Origin of the sequence: Arthrobacter sp. CAN_A2, assembly GCF_015752045.1 — a bacterium.
Taxonomy (GTDB): Bacteria; Actinomycetota; Actinomycetes; order Actinomycetales; family Micrococcaceae; genus Arthrobacter_D.
Genome location: NZ_JADOUS010000013.1, coordinates 23,129 through 38,746, shown reverse-complemented (window position 1 = coordinate 38,746; position 15,618 = coordinate 23,129). Strand labels below are relative to the sequence as shown.

Annotated in this window: 8 protein-coding genes; 2 read left to right on the top strand and 6 right to left on the bottom strand. The window is 68.7% G+C overall.

What is annotated here, in order from left to right:
* Positions 1-286: hypothetical protein (locus IWX63_RS16850; RefSeq protein ID WP_334685906.1), on the top strand; the 286-nt coding region annotated here is incomplete at its 5' end.
* 82 nt (positions 287-368) lie between these two features.
* Here the strand turns inward: IWX63_RS16850 and glgB are convergent.
* The 3 genes from glgB to IWX63_RS14945 are packed head-to-tail and all read right to left on the bottom strand — an operon-like array spanning position 369 to position 7,971.
* Entirely contained in the window at positions 369-4,169 is a 3,801-nt protein-coding gene (gene glgB / locus IWX63_RS14955; RefSeq protein ID WP_199278951.1) for a 1,4-alpha-glucan branching protein GlgB, read from the bottom strand.
* Complete coding sequence (treS, locus tag IWX63_RS14950) at positions 4,166-5,932, bottom strand: maltose alpha-D-glucosyltransferase (RefSeq protein WP_199278950.1); 1,767 nt, start codon at positions 5,930-5,932, stop codon at positions 4,166-4,168. Before treS ends, glgB begins: the two co-directional genes overlap by 4 nt.
* Entirely contained in the window at positions 5,932-7,971 is a 2,040-nt protein-coding gene (locus IWX63_RS14945) for an alpha-1,4-glucan--maltose-1-phosphate maltosyltransferase (RefSeq protein WP_199278949.1), read from the bottom strand. The genes treS and IWX63_RS14945 overlap by 1 nt, the downstream gene beginning before the upstream one ends.
* A gap of 134 nt (positions 7,972-8,105) precedes the next feature.
* On the opposite strand from IWX63_RS14945, the gene glgP reads away from it, so the two are divergent.
* Entirely contained in the window at positions 8,106-10,718 is a 2,613-nt protein-coding gene (gene glgP, locus IWX63_RS14940; RefSeq protein ID WP_199278948.1) for an alpha-glucan family phosphorylase, read from the top strand.
* Between the two features lie 206 nt (positions 10,719-10,924).
* Here the strand turns inward: glgP and glgX are convergent, their stop codons facing one another.
* The 3 genes from glgX to cysS form a co-directional block, all read right to left on the bottom strand.
* Complete coding sequence (gene glgX / locus IWX63_RS14935; protein WP_199278947.1) at positions 10,925-13,027, bottom strand: glycogen debranching protein GlgX; 2,103 nt, start codon at positions 13,025-13,027, stop codon at positions 10,925-10,927.
* Positions 13,028-13,033: 6 nt separating this feature from the next.
* A complete protein-coding gene (rlmB, locus tag IWX63_RS14930) occupies positions 13,034-14,017 on the bottom strand; it encodes a 23S rRNA (guanosine(2251)-2'-O)-methyltransferase RlmB (RefSeq protein WP_199278946.1) in 984 nt (327 codons plus the stop codon).
* A 123-nt stretch (positions 14,018-14,140) separates the two neighbouring features.
* Positions 14,141-15,601 (bottom strand): cysteine--tRNA ligase, encoded by a 1,461-nt coding sequence (gene cysS, locus IWX63_RS14925; protein WP_199278945.1) that lies wholly within the window; start codon positions 15,599-15,601, stop codon positions 14,141-14,143.
* Between the last annotated feature and the right edge of the window lie 17 nt (positions 15,602-15,618).

The following is a 15,618-nucleotide window of genomic DNA, read 5'->3' as shown; positions in this document are numbered from 1 at the left end:
AAATGCGCGACAACCAGCCAATTCAACCAATCAAAAAACAATCGGTATCAACAAACTTGGCACACTATTGAGTTCTCAAACAACAGGAACAACCGGCACCAAACACGACCACAACAGTCACATTCTCGCTCCGGAGCAGATTTTCAAGCCTACCCGCACCCACTCCATAACCGCAAATCCGCCGATTCCCGTCATCCCCGGTCCCGTTCCAGTCCATGTGGATTGGAGGTGGGTCTTGGTTCTGAGGTTGTCGGCCGACCAGATCACTTCATCGGCGCGGATATAAACGATAGCACCGGTGGTGACCGGATGCAAAACAGCGGCGGACCCCCGAGCCGGGGTCCGCCGCTGCCGTGGTTGCGCGGGTGTCAGGAGGTGGCGGGCTTCAGGTACAGCACGCCGAGCGGTGGGACACGCACATCCCCGTAGGCGGGCTGCCCGTTGTGGGCTCCCTCGCGCGCCGTCACGACACCGGAGTTGCCAACCCCGGACCCACCGAACTCCTCCGAGTCGGTGTTGAGCACCTCGGTCCACTCACCGGCCCAGGGCAATCCGACCCGGAAGCCCTCGTGCGGGCCGCCGGCGAAGTTCGCGATGCAGACGAGCGGGTTGCCCTGGTGATCCCAGCGGATGAAGGACAGCGTGTTGTGCTCGCCGTCGTTCTCGTCGATCCACTGGAAGCCGGCAGGCTCGTTGTCACGTGCGTACAACGCCGGGGTCTCGCGGTACACGGCGTTCAGGGACCGGACGAGCTGCTGCACACCCTGATGGGACGGGGTCTCGGTCAGCCACCAATCGAGGCTGTGCTGCTCGGCCCATTCGGCCTCCTGCGCGAACTCGGTCCCCATGAAGATCAGCTGCTTGCCCGGGTGCGCCCACTGGAACGCGAGGTACGCCCGGACGTTCGCGAGCTGCTGCCAGCGATCGCCGGGCATCTTGCGCAGCAGGGATCCCTTGCCGTGCACGACCTCGTCATGGCTGATCGGCAGCATGAAGTTCTCCGTGTAGGCGTACACCATGGAGAAGGTGGCCTTGCCGTGATGATGCATCCGGTTGATCGGTTCCTCGGCGATGTACTCGAGGGTGTCGTGCATCCAGCCCATGTTCCACTTGATGCCGAACCCGAGGCCACCTGCGCTGGTCGCCCTGGTGACGCCGTCGAACGCGGTCGATTCCTCGGCCACCATGACGACTCCCGGTGCCCTCTTGTAGGCGGTCGCGTTGACCTCCTGCAGGAAGGAGATGGCTTCCAGGTTCTCCTGGCCTCCGAACTTGTTCGGACGCCACTGGCCTTCCTCCCTGGAGTAGTTCAGGTAGAGCATCGACGCGACGGCGTCGACCCGGAGACCGTCGATGTGGAATTCCTCGAGCCAGTACAGGGCGTTCGCGACGAGGAAGTTGCGGACCTCACGGCGACCGAAGTCGAAGATGAGCGTGCCCCAGTCGCGGTGCTCGCCGAGGAACGGGTCGCCGTGCTCGTACAGGGTCCCGCCGTCGAAGTTGGCCAGCGCCCACTCGTCCTTGGGGAAGTGCGCGGGGACCCAGTCCATGATCACGCCGATCCCGGCCTGGTGGAGCTTGTCGACGAGGTACTTGAAGTCGTCGGGCGAGCCGAAACGGGACGTCGGGGCGAAGTACGAGGTGACCTGGTAGCCCCACGAGCCGCCGAACGGGTGCTCGGCGACCGGCATGAGTTCGACGTGCGTGAAGCCCTGCCAGGACACGTATTCCAAGAGCTGCTCTGCCAGTTCCCGGTAGGTGAGCCCCTGCCGCCAGGATCCCAGGTGCACTTCGTAGACGCTCATGGGCCCGTTGTGCGGATCGGTCGCCGCGCGCGCCTGCATCCACTCGTCGTCGCCGAAGACGTAGGTCGACTCGACGACCTTCGAACCGGTGAGCGGGGGGATCTCGGTGCCCCGCGCCATCGGGTCGGCCTTCTGACGCCACTGCCCGTCGCTGCCGAGGATCTCGAACTTGTAGCAGGTGCCGGCACCGGCCCCGGGGATGAAGATCTCCCAGATCCCCGTGCTGCCCAGCACGCGCAGTGCGTTGACGCTGCCGTCCCAGCCGTTGAACTCGCCCATGACGCGGACCGCTCGGGCATTCGGAGCCCAGACGGCGAAGGACACACCCTGGATGTCCCCGAGGACGGACGAGTACCGGCGGACGTGCGCACCGAGCGCGGTCCACAGGGTCTCGTGCCGGCCCTCACCGATGAGGTGCATGTCGATCTCGCCCAGGGTCGGCAGGAACCGGTACGGGTCGTCGACCGTGATCGGATCGCCGTCGTAGTCCACCTCGAGCCGGTAATCGGGGACGTGCCCGGGGTTCTCGGCCGGCACGGCGCCGACCCAGATGCCGTTGTGCTCGTGTTCCAGTTCCGTGCGGCCGGTTCCCGTGACGACGACGACGGAGCGCGCGAGGCGGCGCAGCGTCCGGATGGTGACGACGTCGTTGCTGTCCAGGTGGGCGCCGAGCACGGCGTGGGGCTGGTGGTAGGAGCCCTCGGAGACCTGCTGCAGTACGGATGGCTCGACCGCCACGGGCGTGAGCCCGGCAGCCGTGCTCGGGGACGAACCCTTCGCCTCCGAGGTCATGTCCTTCGCCTTGTCGGCGATGTCCGTCGTCGCGCTCTTCGCCTTATCGGCTACTGCCTTCGCGGTGTCGGCGACGGCCTTCGCTGCCTTGCCCGCCAGGGTTTCCTTGCCTGCACCCTTGCCGGGGCCGGCCTTCTTGGGAGGATTCATGTCAGCTGCTTTCGTGGCGTCCGCACCGGGCTGTGCAGCCAGGGCGCGTCGGACATCCCGGACGGGCATCTCGACCCAGTCCGGTCTGTTGCGGACCTCGTAGACGACTTCGTACAGGGCCTTGTCGAGCCAGAGTGCGCGGAAGAGCGGACCCTCGGTGTCGACGGGCGCTCCGGCTTCCTCCGCATAGCCCGCGAGGAACGCCTCGCGGGCGGCGACGGACCACCGCTCCGTCTCGGCTGCCGCGGGCGAACCGACCGGTGCGGCGCCGCGGGACGCCGCCGCGTATTCGAGCGAGCGGACCATGCCGACGACGTCGCGCACGGGAACGTCCGGGACGCTCCGCTCGGCCGTGGGGCGGAGTGGCTCACCCTCGAAGTCGATGACGAGCCAGGTGCCGTCCGGCGCCTGCAGGATCTGACCGAGGTGCAGGTCTGCGTGGATCCGCTGCAGGGGCGGGATGTCCTCGAGCGTCTCCACGGCGCGGATGATGCGCTCGACCTCTGCACCGAGCGGTCCGACGGCGTCGCCCGCTTCCTCCCAGGCCCACCGGATGCGCGCTGCGAGGGCCTCCCTGAAGGCCTTCTTCTCGGCGTCGGTCGCCTGGCGGTGCCCGAAGGCGACGTCGAGCTGCCGGTGGATCCTCGCGACGGCCTGTCCGAGTCCGCGGGCCTCCGCGGTGAAGTCCGTGGCGGTGGACGCGGCGAGGGACGCCGTGCGCCAGGCATCGGTGCTGCCTTCCACGAAGTCGCGCAGCACGCTGACGTGCCCCGTGACATGGCGGCCGGGTTCGGCGTCGGCGGACTGCCATGTGCCCGTCACCCAGCTGAAGGTGTCCGGTGTGTCGGTGGAGCCGCCCGCGGTGAGCTGGGCGCTGAGCTCCACGTCGGGGCTGTCGCCCGCAGCGAGTACCCGGAAGAACTTGACGATCATCGAGCCGGGCCCGGAGCCGTAGATCACCGAGGTGTTCGACTGCTCGCCCTGCAGGACCTTGACGGGCTGGACGGCGCCGGGCACCTGGTGGGCCGGTGCCTTGATGGCCACACCGTTCAGGCGACCGTCCGACGTTGCGCCCGCAGTGAGCATGAAGTCCACCCAGAGGCGCACGAAGTCGGCGTCATGCGTGGCGTCGTAGGCCCACCGCGAACCCAGGGCAGGGTGGTCCACCCGGCCGATCAGGCCGGACTCGTCGCCGAGCGGTTCGCTGCGATAGCTGATCGGCACGCTGACGACGTCGGTGCGCCGTCCCGAATCGACCGCGAGGAAGTGCACCTCGAAGCCGACCGCGCCCGTCGGGTCCTCGAGGACGGTGCCGCCGACGACCGCCAGGTCGACCGACTGACCGCGCGCGGGGAACCATCGCTGCGTGGGAAGCCACGCCGTGAGGATCTCCGGGATGAACGGCGTGTGCGCCGCCGTCATCGGATCGCCTCCGGGATGGGGATGACCGGGATGGCCTGGGTGTTCGGGGAGGACGTGTTGGAACTGGCGGAGCGGACGCGGAGCCAGAAGAAGTCGTGGCTGCCGAGCGTCAGGGTGACTTCTCCGTCGTCGCCGAACGCCGGGAAGACCGAACCGCCGAACAGGTCCCGCAGGCCGCGACCGGCGAACTCGGGAAGGCGCATCCTCGCAGCGACCGGGTGCTGCGAGAGGTTGAAGACGCACAGCAGCGACTCCGCCTGCTCGCCCTCGGCGTTGCTCTCGCCGATCTCCCGGATGAAGGCGAGCACGTGCTCGGACTCGACCGCGACGTGGCGGTACGAGCCCAGGCCGAATGCGGGGTGCGTCTTGCGCACCGCGAGCATCTGGCGCACCCAGTGGAGCAGTGAGCTCGAGGTGGCCATCTGCGCCTCGACGTTCACGTGGTTGTAGTGGTAGACGAGCGACTGGACGACCGGCAGGTACAGCTTGCCGGGATCCACCGGGGAGAAGCCCGCGTTGCGGTCCGGGTTCCACTGCATCGGGGTGCGCGACGCGTCGCGGTCCTCCAGCCAGATGTTGTCGCCCATGCCGATCTCGTCCCCGTAGTAGAGGAACGGGCTGCCCGGCAGGGACAGCAGGAGGGCGTGGATGAGCTCCACTTCGGCCCGTGAGTTGTCCAGGAGCGGGGACAGGCGACGGCGGATACCGACGTTCGCCCGCATGCGCGGATCCGGCGCGTACCAGCCGAGCATGGCCTCGCGTTCCTCACTGGTGACCATCTCGAGGGTGAGCTCGTCATGGTTGCGGAGGAAGGTGCCCCACTGCGCCCCGGCCGGGATGGCGGGCGTCTCCTTCATCGTCTCGATGATGGGCGCCGCCTTCTGGTCCCGCAGCGCGTAGAAGAGCCGCGGCATGATCGGGAAGTGGAACGCCATGTGGCACTCTGGGCCCTCGGCGTCGCCGAAGTACTCGACGACCTCGTCCGGCATCTGGTTCGCCTCGGCGATGATGACACGGCCCGGGTAGGTCTCGTCGACCATCGCACGGAGCCGCTTCAGGAACTCGTGCGTCTTCGGGAGGTTCTCGCAGTTGGTGCCTTCCTCCTCGAACAGGTAGGGGATGGCGTCCGCGCGGAACCCGTCGATGCCCTGGTCGAGCCAGAACTTCACGACGTCGAAGATGGCTTCCTGCACCTTGGGGTTCTCGAAGTTGAGATCCGGCTGGTGGCTGAAGAAGCGATGCCAGAAGAACTGCCGCCGCACCGGGTCGAACGTCCAGTTGGACTCCTCGGTGTCGACGAAGATGATGCGCGCGTCCTCGTACTTCTCGTCGGTGTCGCTCCAGACGTAGAAGTCGCCGTACGGCCCCTCGGGGTCGCGGCGCGATTCCTGGAACCAATGATGCTGGTCCGACGTGTGGTTCACGGGCAGGTCGATGATGACCCGGACGCCGCGTGCGTGCGCCTCGGCGACGAGCCGCTTGAAGTCGCTGAGGGAGCCGAACTCGTCGAGGACGTCGTAGTAGTCCGAGATGTCGTAGCCGCCGTCGCGCAGCGGGGACTTGAAGAAGGGTGGCAGCCAGAGGCAGTCCACACCGAGCCACTGGAGGTAGTCCAGTTTCTCGATCAGACCCGACAGGTCGCCCGAGCCATCCCCGTTCGCATCGGCGAAGCCGCGGACCAGCGCCTCGTAGAAGACCGCCTTGCGGTACCAGAGGGGGTCGTGGGCCAGTCCAGGTGCATTGAGCTGGAAGGGGTTGGGCACTAGTGCTGCCTCCTGATTGAGAGAATGTGGGCCGGTTCCACGTGGGCGTCCAGCCGGACGTAGTTGTGCTCGCCCCAGGCGAAGGTCTGCCCGGTGATGAGGTCGTCCACAAGGAACGTACCGTCCCCGTCGAGATCGGCCGCATCGAGGCCCAGCTTCGCCAGGTCGAGCGACACCGTGCTCTCCCTGGTGCTGTGCGGATCGACGTTGACGACGACGATGATCGTGTCCTTGCCCTCCGCCGTCTCCTTGTGCTTGACGAAGACCAGCGTGGCCGGATCGGTGCTGCTGTGGATCGTCAGGTTCTCGAGGTCACCGAGCGCGGGGTGCGAGCGTCGGATGGCGTTGAGCCGCGTGATGAAGGGGGCCAGCGACCGGCCCTCGGCCTCGGCCGCGGCGTAGTCCCGCGGACGGTACTGGAACTTCTCGTTGTCGATGTACTCCTCGGCGCCCGGCCGGGCCACGTGCTCGAAGAGCTCGTAGCCGGAGTAGACACCCCAGAGCGGGCTCGCCATGGAAGCGAGCACGGCCCTGATCTTGAAGGCGGCCGGACCGCCGTACTGGAGGTACTCGGTCAGGATGTCCGGGGTGTTGACGAAGAAGTTGGGTCGGAAGTACGCCGGGGAGACCTGGCTGATCTCCGTGAAGTACTCCTCGAGCTCCGTCTTGGTGTTGCGCCACGTGAAGTAGGAGTACGACTGCTGGAACCCGGCGCGGCCCAGTGCGTGCATCATGGGCGGACGCGTGAAGGCCTCGGCGAGGAAGATCACGTCGGGGTGCTTCCTGTTCACCTTGGCGATGAGCCACTCCCAGAACTGCACGGGCTTGGTGTGCGGGTTGTCCACCCGGAAGATCTTCACGCCATGCTGGACCCACATGAGCACGATCCGCAGGATCTCCTTCGACAGGCCCCCGGGGTCGTTGTCGAAGTTGATGGGGTAGATGTCCTGGTACTTCTTCGGCGGGTTCTCCGCGTAGGCGATGGTGCCGTCGACGCGGGTGGTGAACCACTCGGGGTGCGTCTGGACCCAGGGGTGGTCGGGTGCGGCCTGCAGTGCGAAGTCCAGGGCCACCTCGAGACCGAGCTCGCCGGCGCGCGCGACGAAGGCGTCGAAGTCCTCGAAGGTGCCGAGGTCGGGGTGGATGGCGTCATGGCCGCCCTCCGCGGATCCGATCGCCCAGGGCGACCCCGGGTCGCCCGGGCCAGCCGTGAGGGTGTTGTTCGGCCCCTTGCGGTGCGTGTGTCCGATCGGGTGAATCGGCGGCAGGTAGACGACGTCGAAGTTCATGGCGGCCACGGCGTCGAGGCGCTTCGCGGCCTCGCGGAACGTGCCGGAGGTCCACTGGGCCGTCTCGGGGTCGTAGGTGGCGCCTTCGGACCGGGGGAAGAACTCGTACCATGCGGCGCGGCCGGCGAGCTCACGCTCGACGTCGATCGGGTACGCCCGGGACACGGTGACCAGCGAGCGGAGGGGCTGGCGGGCGATCGCCTCGTGGATGGGGGGTGTCAGTCCGGCGGCGAGGCGCTCGTCGACGGTCAGGGTGGCGTCGGCGAGGGTCGCGGCGGTGCGGCGGAAGAGGGCCGCATCTTTCGCGCTGCGTTCCCCTGCTGCGCGGGTGAAGAGCGCGGCGCCCTCCGCCAGCATCAGCTCGACGTCGACGCCGGCCGCGATCTTGATGGTCGCGTCATGCTCCCACGTCCCGAAGATGTCGGACCAGCCCTCGATGGTGAAGGTGTGGAGGCCCTTGGCGCGCGGGGTCAGGATGCCGGCCCAGCGGTCCAGGCCCGCGCCGACCGGCGTCATGCGGATGCGCTGCACCTCCTTGCCCCGGGCGTCGTACAGGACTGCCGATACACCCAGCTGGTCGTGGCCTTCCCGGAAGACGGTGGCGCCCACGGCGATGTCCGAGCCGGGAAGCGCCTTGGCAGGGAAGCGTCCGTCCTCGACGACGGGACTGACCGCGGTGATGGGGATGCGGCCGAACCGCAGTCCTTCGGGATAAGGGGCATTTCGGTTCTGGTCGGTAGTGGTGGTCACCCGTACGACGTTAGCGAGTAATGGGCTGAATTGCTAAGGGAGCTTTGCGTAACATCGGCGCCATTAGCACACCGAGCAAGCGTTTACGCAACGCTTCCGCCATACCGCTCGGCAAGTGCGCTAGCGTGATCGGGGTGAAGGCAATCCGCAGATTTACCGTCCGAACCGTCCTCCCCGAGAAGATCGCACCGCTCGGCAAACTCGCGGGCAATCTGCGCTGGTCGTGGCATCTGCCGACCTCGCGCCTGTTCGAGGAGATCGACCGCGCGGCCTGGGAGGAGAGCGGCCACGATCCGGTGTCCTTCCTCGGCTCGGTGACGCGCGAGAAGCTCGAGCAGCTCGCCGACGACGAGAAGCTGGTCCGGCGCATCCAGGAAGTGGGTGCCGACCTCGACGACTACCTGACGCAACCGCGCTGGTACCAGGGGCTCGGCGACGACGCTCCGCGCAGCATCGCCTACTTCTCCCCCGAGTACGGCATCAGCGCCGTCCTCCCCCAGTACTCCGGCGGCCTCGGCATCCTGGCGGGCGACCACCTGAAGTCCGCCTCCGACCTCGGCGTCCCCCTCATCGGTGTCGGCCTGCTCTACCAGTCGGGCTACTTCAAGCAGTCCCTCTCCCGTGACGCCTGGCAGCAGGAGACCTACCCCGTCCTCGACCCGGACGGCCTGCCCCTGACCCTGCTCCGCGAGCAGGACGGCTCGGCGGCGAAGGTGGTGCTGCCGCTGCCCAACGGCCGCCAGCTCTCCGCGCACATCTGGCGTGCCGACGTCGGCCGCGTCCCCCTGTTGCTCCTCGACTCGAACGTCCCGGGGAACGACGAGGCGGCGCGCAATGTCACCGACCGCCTCTACGGCGGTGGCGGCGACCAGCGGCTGCAGCAGGAGCTGCTCCTCGGCATGGGCGGCGTGAAGGCGCTGCGCATCTTCGAGCGCCTCACCGGCACACCGGCTCCGGAGGTGTTCCACACCAATGAGGGCCACGCAGGCTTCCTCGGCATCGAGCGCATCCGCGAACTCATGGACCCCTCCAACGACTCCCCGATGAGCTGGGAGGAGGCGCTCACTGCCGGCCGGGCCTCGACCGTCTTCACCACCCACACCCCGGTGCCTGCCGGTATCGACCGGTTCGACCGCGCGCAGATCGAACACTTCTTCCATGCCGGCCTCGCGCCCGCCGTGCCCACCGACCGCGTCCTGGCCCTCGGCGCCGAGAACTACGACGACGGCGACCGCACGAAGTTCAACATGGCCGTCATGGGCCTCCGCCTCGCCCAGCGCGCCAACGGTGTGGCGAAGCTGCACGGCGAGGTGTCGCGCGGCATGTTCTCCGGCCTGTGGCCGGGGTTCGACACCCAGGAGGTGCCGATCACGTCCGTGACCAACGGCGTGCACGTGCCGAGCTGGGTCGACCCCCAGATCGCGGACTTCGCCCGCGCCAACTTCGGCGCCGAGTCCGTCCTCGACCCGCAGTGGAACAAGGTGTACGACGTCCCCGACACCGACATCTGGGCGCTGCGCCGCAGCCTCAGATCCAACCTGGTGGACGACGTGCGCCAGCGCCTCCGCTCCTCGTGGAAGAAGCGCGGCGCGGCGGACGCCGCGTTGAACTGGACCGATTCCGTGCTGGACCCGGACGTCCTCACGATCGGCTTCGCACGCCGCGTGCCGACCTACAAGCGACTCACGCTCATGCTGCGTGACCCTGCCCGCCTGAAGGCCCTGCTCCTGCACGCCGAGCATCCCATCCAGCTCGTGATCGCCGGCAAGTCGCACCCCGCGGACGAGCAGGGCAAGCGGATGATCCAGGACCTGGTCCGTTTCACCGACGACCCCGAGGTCCGCCACCGGATCGTCTTCCTGCCCAACTACGACATTGCGATGGCCCGCACCCTGTTCCCCGGCTGCGACGTCTGGCTGAACAACCCGCTGCGACCGCTGGAGGCCTGCGGCACGTCGGGCATGAAGGCCGCCATCAACGGCGGTCTCAACCTGTCCGTCCTGGACGGCTGGTGGGACGAGATGTACGACGGCGACAACGGCTGGGCGATCCCGACCGCCAACAACGGGGCCTCCGCCGACGAACGCGACGACATCGAGGCGGCCGCGCTGTACGACCTTCTGGAGACACAGGTCGCCCCGCGCTTCTACTCGCAGGTGCCTGCCGAGGGAGCCGGGGCCGCCGGCCCGTCGGAGCCTTCCCGCGACGGCGTCCCGCACCAGTGGATCGCGATGATCAAGCACACCATGGCGACGCTCGGCCCCGCCGTATCGGCCGAGCGCATGCTGCAGGACTACGTGGAGAAGCTGTACCGCCCGGCCTGGCGTGCCGGTCACGCCGCGTCGGCCGACGGCTTCTCCCTCGCGAAGAGGACCGCGGCGTGGCGTTCCCGCGTGCAGGGCAGCTGGCCTGCCGTGCAGGTGGAACACGTCGATTCCACCGGTGTCACCGAGGACCCGCAGATCGGTGACTCGCTGACGGTCGACGCCTACGTGTCCCTCGGAGGGCTCGACCCGGACGACGTCGCCGTCGAGGTGGCGTACGGCCGCGCCCTCGAGACCGACGAGTTGAGCGATGTCACGGTCCGGGACCTCGAGGTCGCCGAGAACCTCGGCAGCGGCCGCTACCTCTTCCGGGGTGGCATCAGGATCGACCACTCCGGCTCCTTCGGGTACACGGTGCGCGTGCTGCCGAAGCACGCGACCCTCGTCACGAAGGCGGAACTGGGACTCGTCGTCAACGCCTGATCGCCGACCGCTCCATGCGGTGCAGGACGAAGCCCGGGACCGGATGGTCCCGGGCTTCGTCGTGAGCGGACGGTGCCCGGGACCATCAGGTCCGTGCGCGGACCGCGCCCACCCCTCGCCCGTCTGCGTCCGCGCCGGTCCGTGCCGTGCTGCGCCGGGCTGTGCCGGGCGCCCGTCTCACCACGGCGCCCGGCGAGGCAACCGCGTCAGCAGTGGTAGATACGCACCGAGTCGGCGGCGACGGTGTCGGCGTCGCCCGACCGCAGCCGCACGCGGGCAGGGGTCTGCTCCCGGGAGGCGGAGTCGAAGATCGGGCTGAACCAGCGCGGCTGTTCCTGTTCGATCCCCTGCCCCTGCAGGATCCAGGCCGAGGGCAGGTGGATGCGCGTCTCCTCGAGGGAGCCGTTGATCACGACGAGCCCGTTGACCGTACCGCCGGCCGATCCGAGGATCAGCTGCACGGTCCTGGTCCGCGGATCCTCCCACTCGTGCGCGGTCATCGGCAGCCCCGCGGCGTTGAACCACAGCAGGGTCGACTGGTCGCTGCGGGACGGGAAGGACGGCGGCTGCTGTGCCAGGAACGCCCGGCGGATGGCCAGCAGCGTGCGGGTCGAGTCGAGCAGGCGCCGGGACACGGCGTCGTCCTGCCAGTGCACCCAGGCCAGCTCGTTGTCCTGGCAGTAGGCGTTGTTGTTCCCTGCCTGGGTGCGCCCGAACTCGTCGCCGGCGGTCAGCATCGGGACGCCCAGCGAGATGAGCAGCGAGGCCATGACGTTCCTGGCCGTGCGCTCGCGGGCCGCGAGGATCGCCTCGTCCTCCGTGCGACCCTCCGCACCGTGGTTGTAGCTGCGGTTGTCGTTGTGGCCGTCGCGGTTGCCCTCGCCGTTGGCCTCGTTGTGCTTGCGCTCGTACGCCGTCAGGTCCGCGAGCGTGAAGCCGTCATGGGCGGTGACGAGGTTGACGGAGGCGAGGGCGCTGCGACCGGAGTGTGCGAAGGTATCCGCCGAGCCGGCCAGGCAGCCCGCCAGGCGGGCGGGCGAGGAACCGGTGCCGCCATGGGTCAGGGACGCGATGTCGCGGAGCCAGAAGTCACGCACCGTGTCACGGAACCCGTCGTTCCAGTCGGCCCAGCCCACGGGGAACCGACCGGTCTGCCAGCCGTGCGGTCCGATGTCCCACGGCTCCGAGATGAGCTTCGTGCCACGGAGCGCCTTGGAGGCGCCGGCTGCAACCAGGAAAGGGTGCCTCGAGGTGAAGTCGTTGTGCTCGTCGCGGGACAGCGTGACGGCGAGGTCGAACCGGAACCCGTCGACCTGGCACTCCTCCACCCAGTAGCGCAGCGAGTCCAGCGCGAACTCGACGACCCGGTGCTGGGAGAAGTCCAGGCTGTTGCCGCAGCCTGTCGTGTCCACGTAGTGGCCGGCGTGATCGTGCCGGTAGTAGTCGAGATCGCCGAGTCCGCGCCAGCAGAGGGCCGGCCGGTGCTGCTCGCCCTCCGCCGTGTGGTTGTACACGACGTCGAGGATCACCTCGAGCCCGGCCTCGTGGAGTGCCCGGACCATGCCCTTGAACTCGTCGAGCACCGCGCCCGGACCCGCGGCCCGCGCGGCGGCCGTCGCGTAGTCCGTGTGCGCCGAGAAGAACCCGAGGGTGTTGTATCCCCAGTAGTTGCTGAGGCCCAGCGGCTCGAGGTGCGGCTCGTCGAGGTGGAAGTGGATGGGCAGGAGCTCGACGGCGGTCACGCCGAGGTCGCGAAGGTACTCGACCATGACCGGATGCCCCAGCCCCGCATATGTACCCCGCAACTCTTCGGGGATGTCCGGGTGCAGCTTCGTGAGCCCCTTGACGTGGGCCTCGTAGATGACGGTGTCCCGCCACGGGGTGTGGGGACGCTCACTCGCCCCCCAGTCGAAGGCATGCTCGAGGAACACCGAGTAGTAGGAACGCGGTGTCGGCTCGTCCGCCACGGGCGTCGTGTCGACGACCTCGATCGCGCGGGAGTAGGGGTCGAGGAGCAGCTGCGCCTCGCCGACCGTCCCCGGCAGGTCCTTGCCGGTGGGCCAGAAGGCGTAGAGCGCGCCCGACGGCATCGGGCCCACGACGCCGTGGTGGACGCCGCCGTCGAGCCCTACCAGCGTCTCCGAGGTCCAGGACCCGTCAGCGCGGCGCCAGTGCACGTCGATCGACGGGATGGCCGGTGCCCACACCGCGGCATTGGCGTGGGCGTCCCGCCCCGGCGCCCCGGTGATGGCGTGGAGCCCGAGCGGGAACTCACGCGACGGGCGCGGCGACGGGGCGGGGTTCACCATCGACGGTCAGGCAGAGCGCTGGCGGGAGACCTCGTACAGCGTGATCCCCACCGCCATCGATGCATTGAGCGATTCCATGGCGGAGTCGATGGGGATGGACACGATCTGGTCGCAGTTCTCGCGCACCAGGCGGGAGAGGCCCTTGCCCTCCGAACCGACGACGATGCAGATGGGGTCGCGGCCGAGCGACAGCTCCGGGAGGGAGACGTCGCCGTCGCCGTCGAGCCCGAGGACGAAGATGCCCTTGGACTTGAGGGACTTCAACGCGGAGTTCAGGTTGCCGACGCGTGCGACCGGGACGCGCACCGCGGCACCCGCGCTGGTCTTCCAGGCCGATGCCGTCACGCCGACGGCGCGCCGCTCGGGAACGATCACGCCGTGGCTGCTGAAGGCCGACGCCGAACGGATGATGGCACCGAGGTTGCGGGGGTCGGTGATGCCGTCCAGCGCGACGAAGAGCGGCGCGTTCCCGACGTGTCCGCGCCGGTACCGCTCGATGGTCTCGTCGACGAGGTCGAGTGCGTCCGCGTACTCGTAGGGCGGGATCTGCAGCATGAGGCCCTGGTGCACCGCGCCGTCGGTCATGCGGTCCAGTTCGGGCTTGCCGGTCTCCATGACCGGGATACCGCGCTCGGCCGCCATCTTCAGGGAGTCGCGGACGCGGTCGTCCATCTCGATGCGGATGGCGACGTGCAGCGCCTTCGCCGGGATGCCCGCGCGGAGCGCCTCGACGACCGAGTTGCGGCCCGTGACGACCTCTTCGGCCGCCTTGCCCTTCGTGCGGCCGGTGCCGGCACCCTTGCCGCCGGCCCGCTTCGCCGCCGAACGCTCCGACAGCTCCTTGTTCTTGAACGACTTGTGGTACGGGCGGTCCTCCGCCTTGGGAGTGGGGCCCTTGCCCTCGAGCGACTTGCGTCCGTGGCCGCCGGTGCCGATGGTGGGGCCCTTTTTCGTTTTGCGAACCGCGCCTGGACGTCCGTGACTGGCCATGGAAGAACACCTTTATATAGAAGAAGAATCGACTCCAGTTTACGCGGAGCGGATCGACTGCCTCGGCACACACCGTCCCGGCGTCGTCCGGACGTGGGCCGACGGTGTCGGGAAGCCCCCGGGCTAGTCCCCGGACAGCGACCAGCTGGCGCCGTCGGCGGAGTCCTCGAGCGTGATCCCGGCGGCTGCCAGGGCGTCGCGGATGCCGTCCGCCCGTGCCCAGTCCCGGGCGCTGCGGGCGGCGCTCCGTTCGGCGATGCGGTCGCTGACGAGGGCGTCGAGTGCGGTGGCTGCCGCCGTGTCGCCGACCGTGACCGGGGCTCCGGCGTCGTCGAGTCCGAGCACCCCGGTCATGGCGACGACGGCGGCGAGGGCGCCGCGCACGGCGTCGTCGTCGCCCTCGGCGAGGCGGGTGTTGCCGCTGCGCACCATGGTGTGGAGCACCGCGAGGGCCTGGGGCACGTTGAGGTCGTCGTCCATCGCCTCGGCGAAGGTCGTGGGGAGGTCCGCCGGGGAGAGCGCTCCTCTCTCGGGGGCTCCGACGCGCGCGGACGCCTTCGCGATGAAACCGTCGATGCGTGCCACGGCGGCGGCCGCCTCCTGCAGCGAGGTCTCGCGGTAGTCGAGCACCGAGCGGTAATGGGCCTGGCCGAGGTAGTAGCGCACCACGCGGGGACCGGCGGCGTCGATCATCTCCTGCGGGCTCACGGTGTTGCCGATCGACTTCGACATCTTCTCGCCGCCGTAGGTGACCATCCCGTTGTGCATCCAGAAGCGGGCGAACGCGTGCCCCGCGGCCTGGGACTGCGCCATCTCGTTCTCGTGGTGGGGGAAGCGCAGATCCAGCCCACCGCCGTGGATGTCGAATTCCGTGCCGAGGTACTTGGTCACCATGCTCGAGCATTCGAGGTGCCAGCCGGGGCGGCCCGCACCCCATGGGCTCGACCAGGACGCCGTCTGCGGGTCGGATTCCTTGGAGCCCTTCCACAGCGCAAAGTCGCGCGGATCCTTCTTGCCTCGCGGGTCGGCGTCGGGGGCGGCCTGCATGTCGTCGATGTCCTGCCGCGTCAGGCCGCCGTAGGCGGGCCAGGAGCGGACATCGAAGTAGACGTCGCCGGAGCCGTCCGGTGCAGCGTAGGCGTGGCCGCGGTCGATGAGGAGCTGGACGAGGGCGTGCATCTCCGGGATGTGGCCCGTGGCCCGTGGCTCGTAGGTGGGAGGCCGGACGCCGAGCGCCGAGTACGCCCGGTGGAACTCCTGCTCGAACCGGAAGGCCAGTGCCCACCACTGCTCCTCCGGCACGAGGGACGGGTCCTCGTCGGTCGCCCCGGGACGGAACGAGTCCTGGGACCGGGCGAGGATCTTGTCGTCGATGTCCGTGACGTTCCGGACGACGGTGACGCGCAGGCCCCGTGCCTCGAGCCAGCGCGTGAGCTGGTCGAAGGCGATGGCAGACCGCACGTGCCCCACGTGGGGCATGCCCTGCACTGTGGCACCGCAGTAGTAGAGGCTCGCCCTGCCCGGTTCGAGGGGTTCGAAGGGGCGCACCTCGGCGCGGGCGGTGTCATAGAATCGCAGGCTCACCGGTCCAGATTACCCGG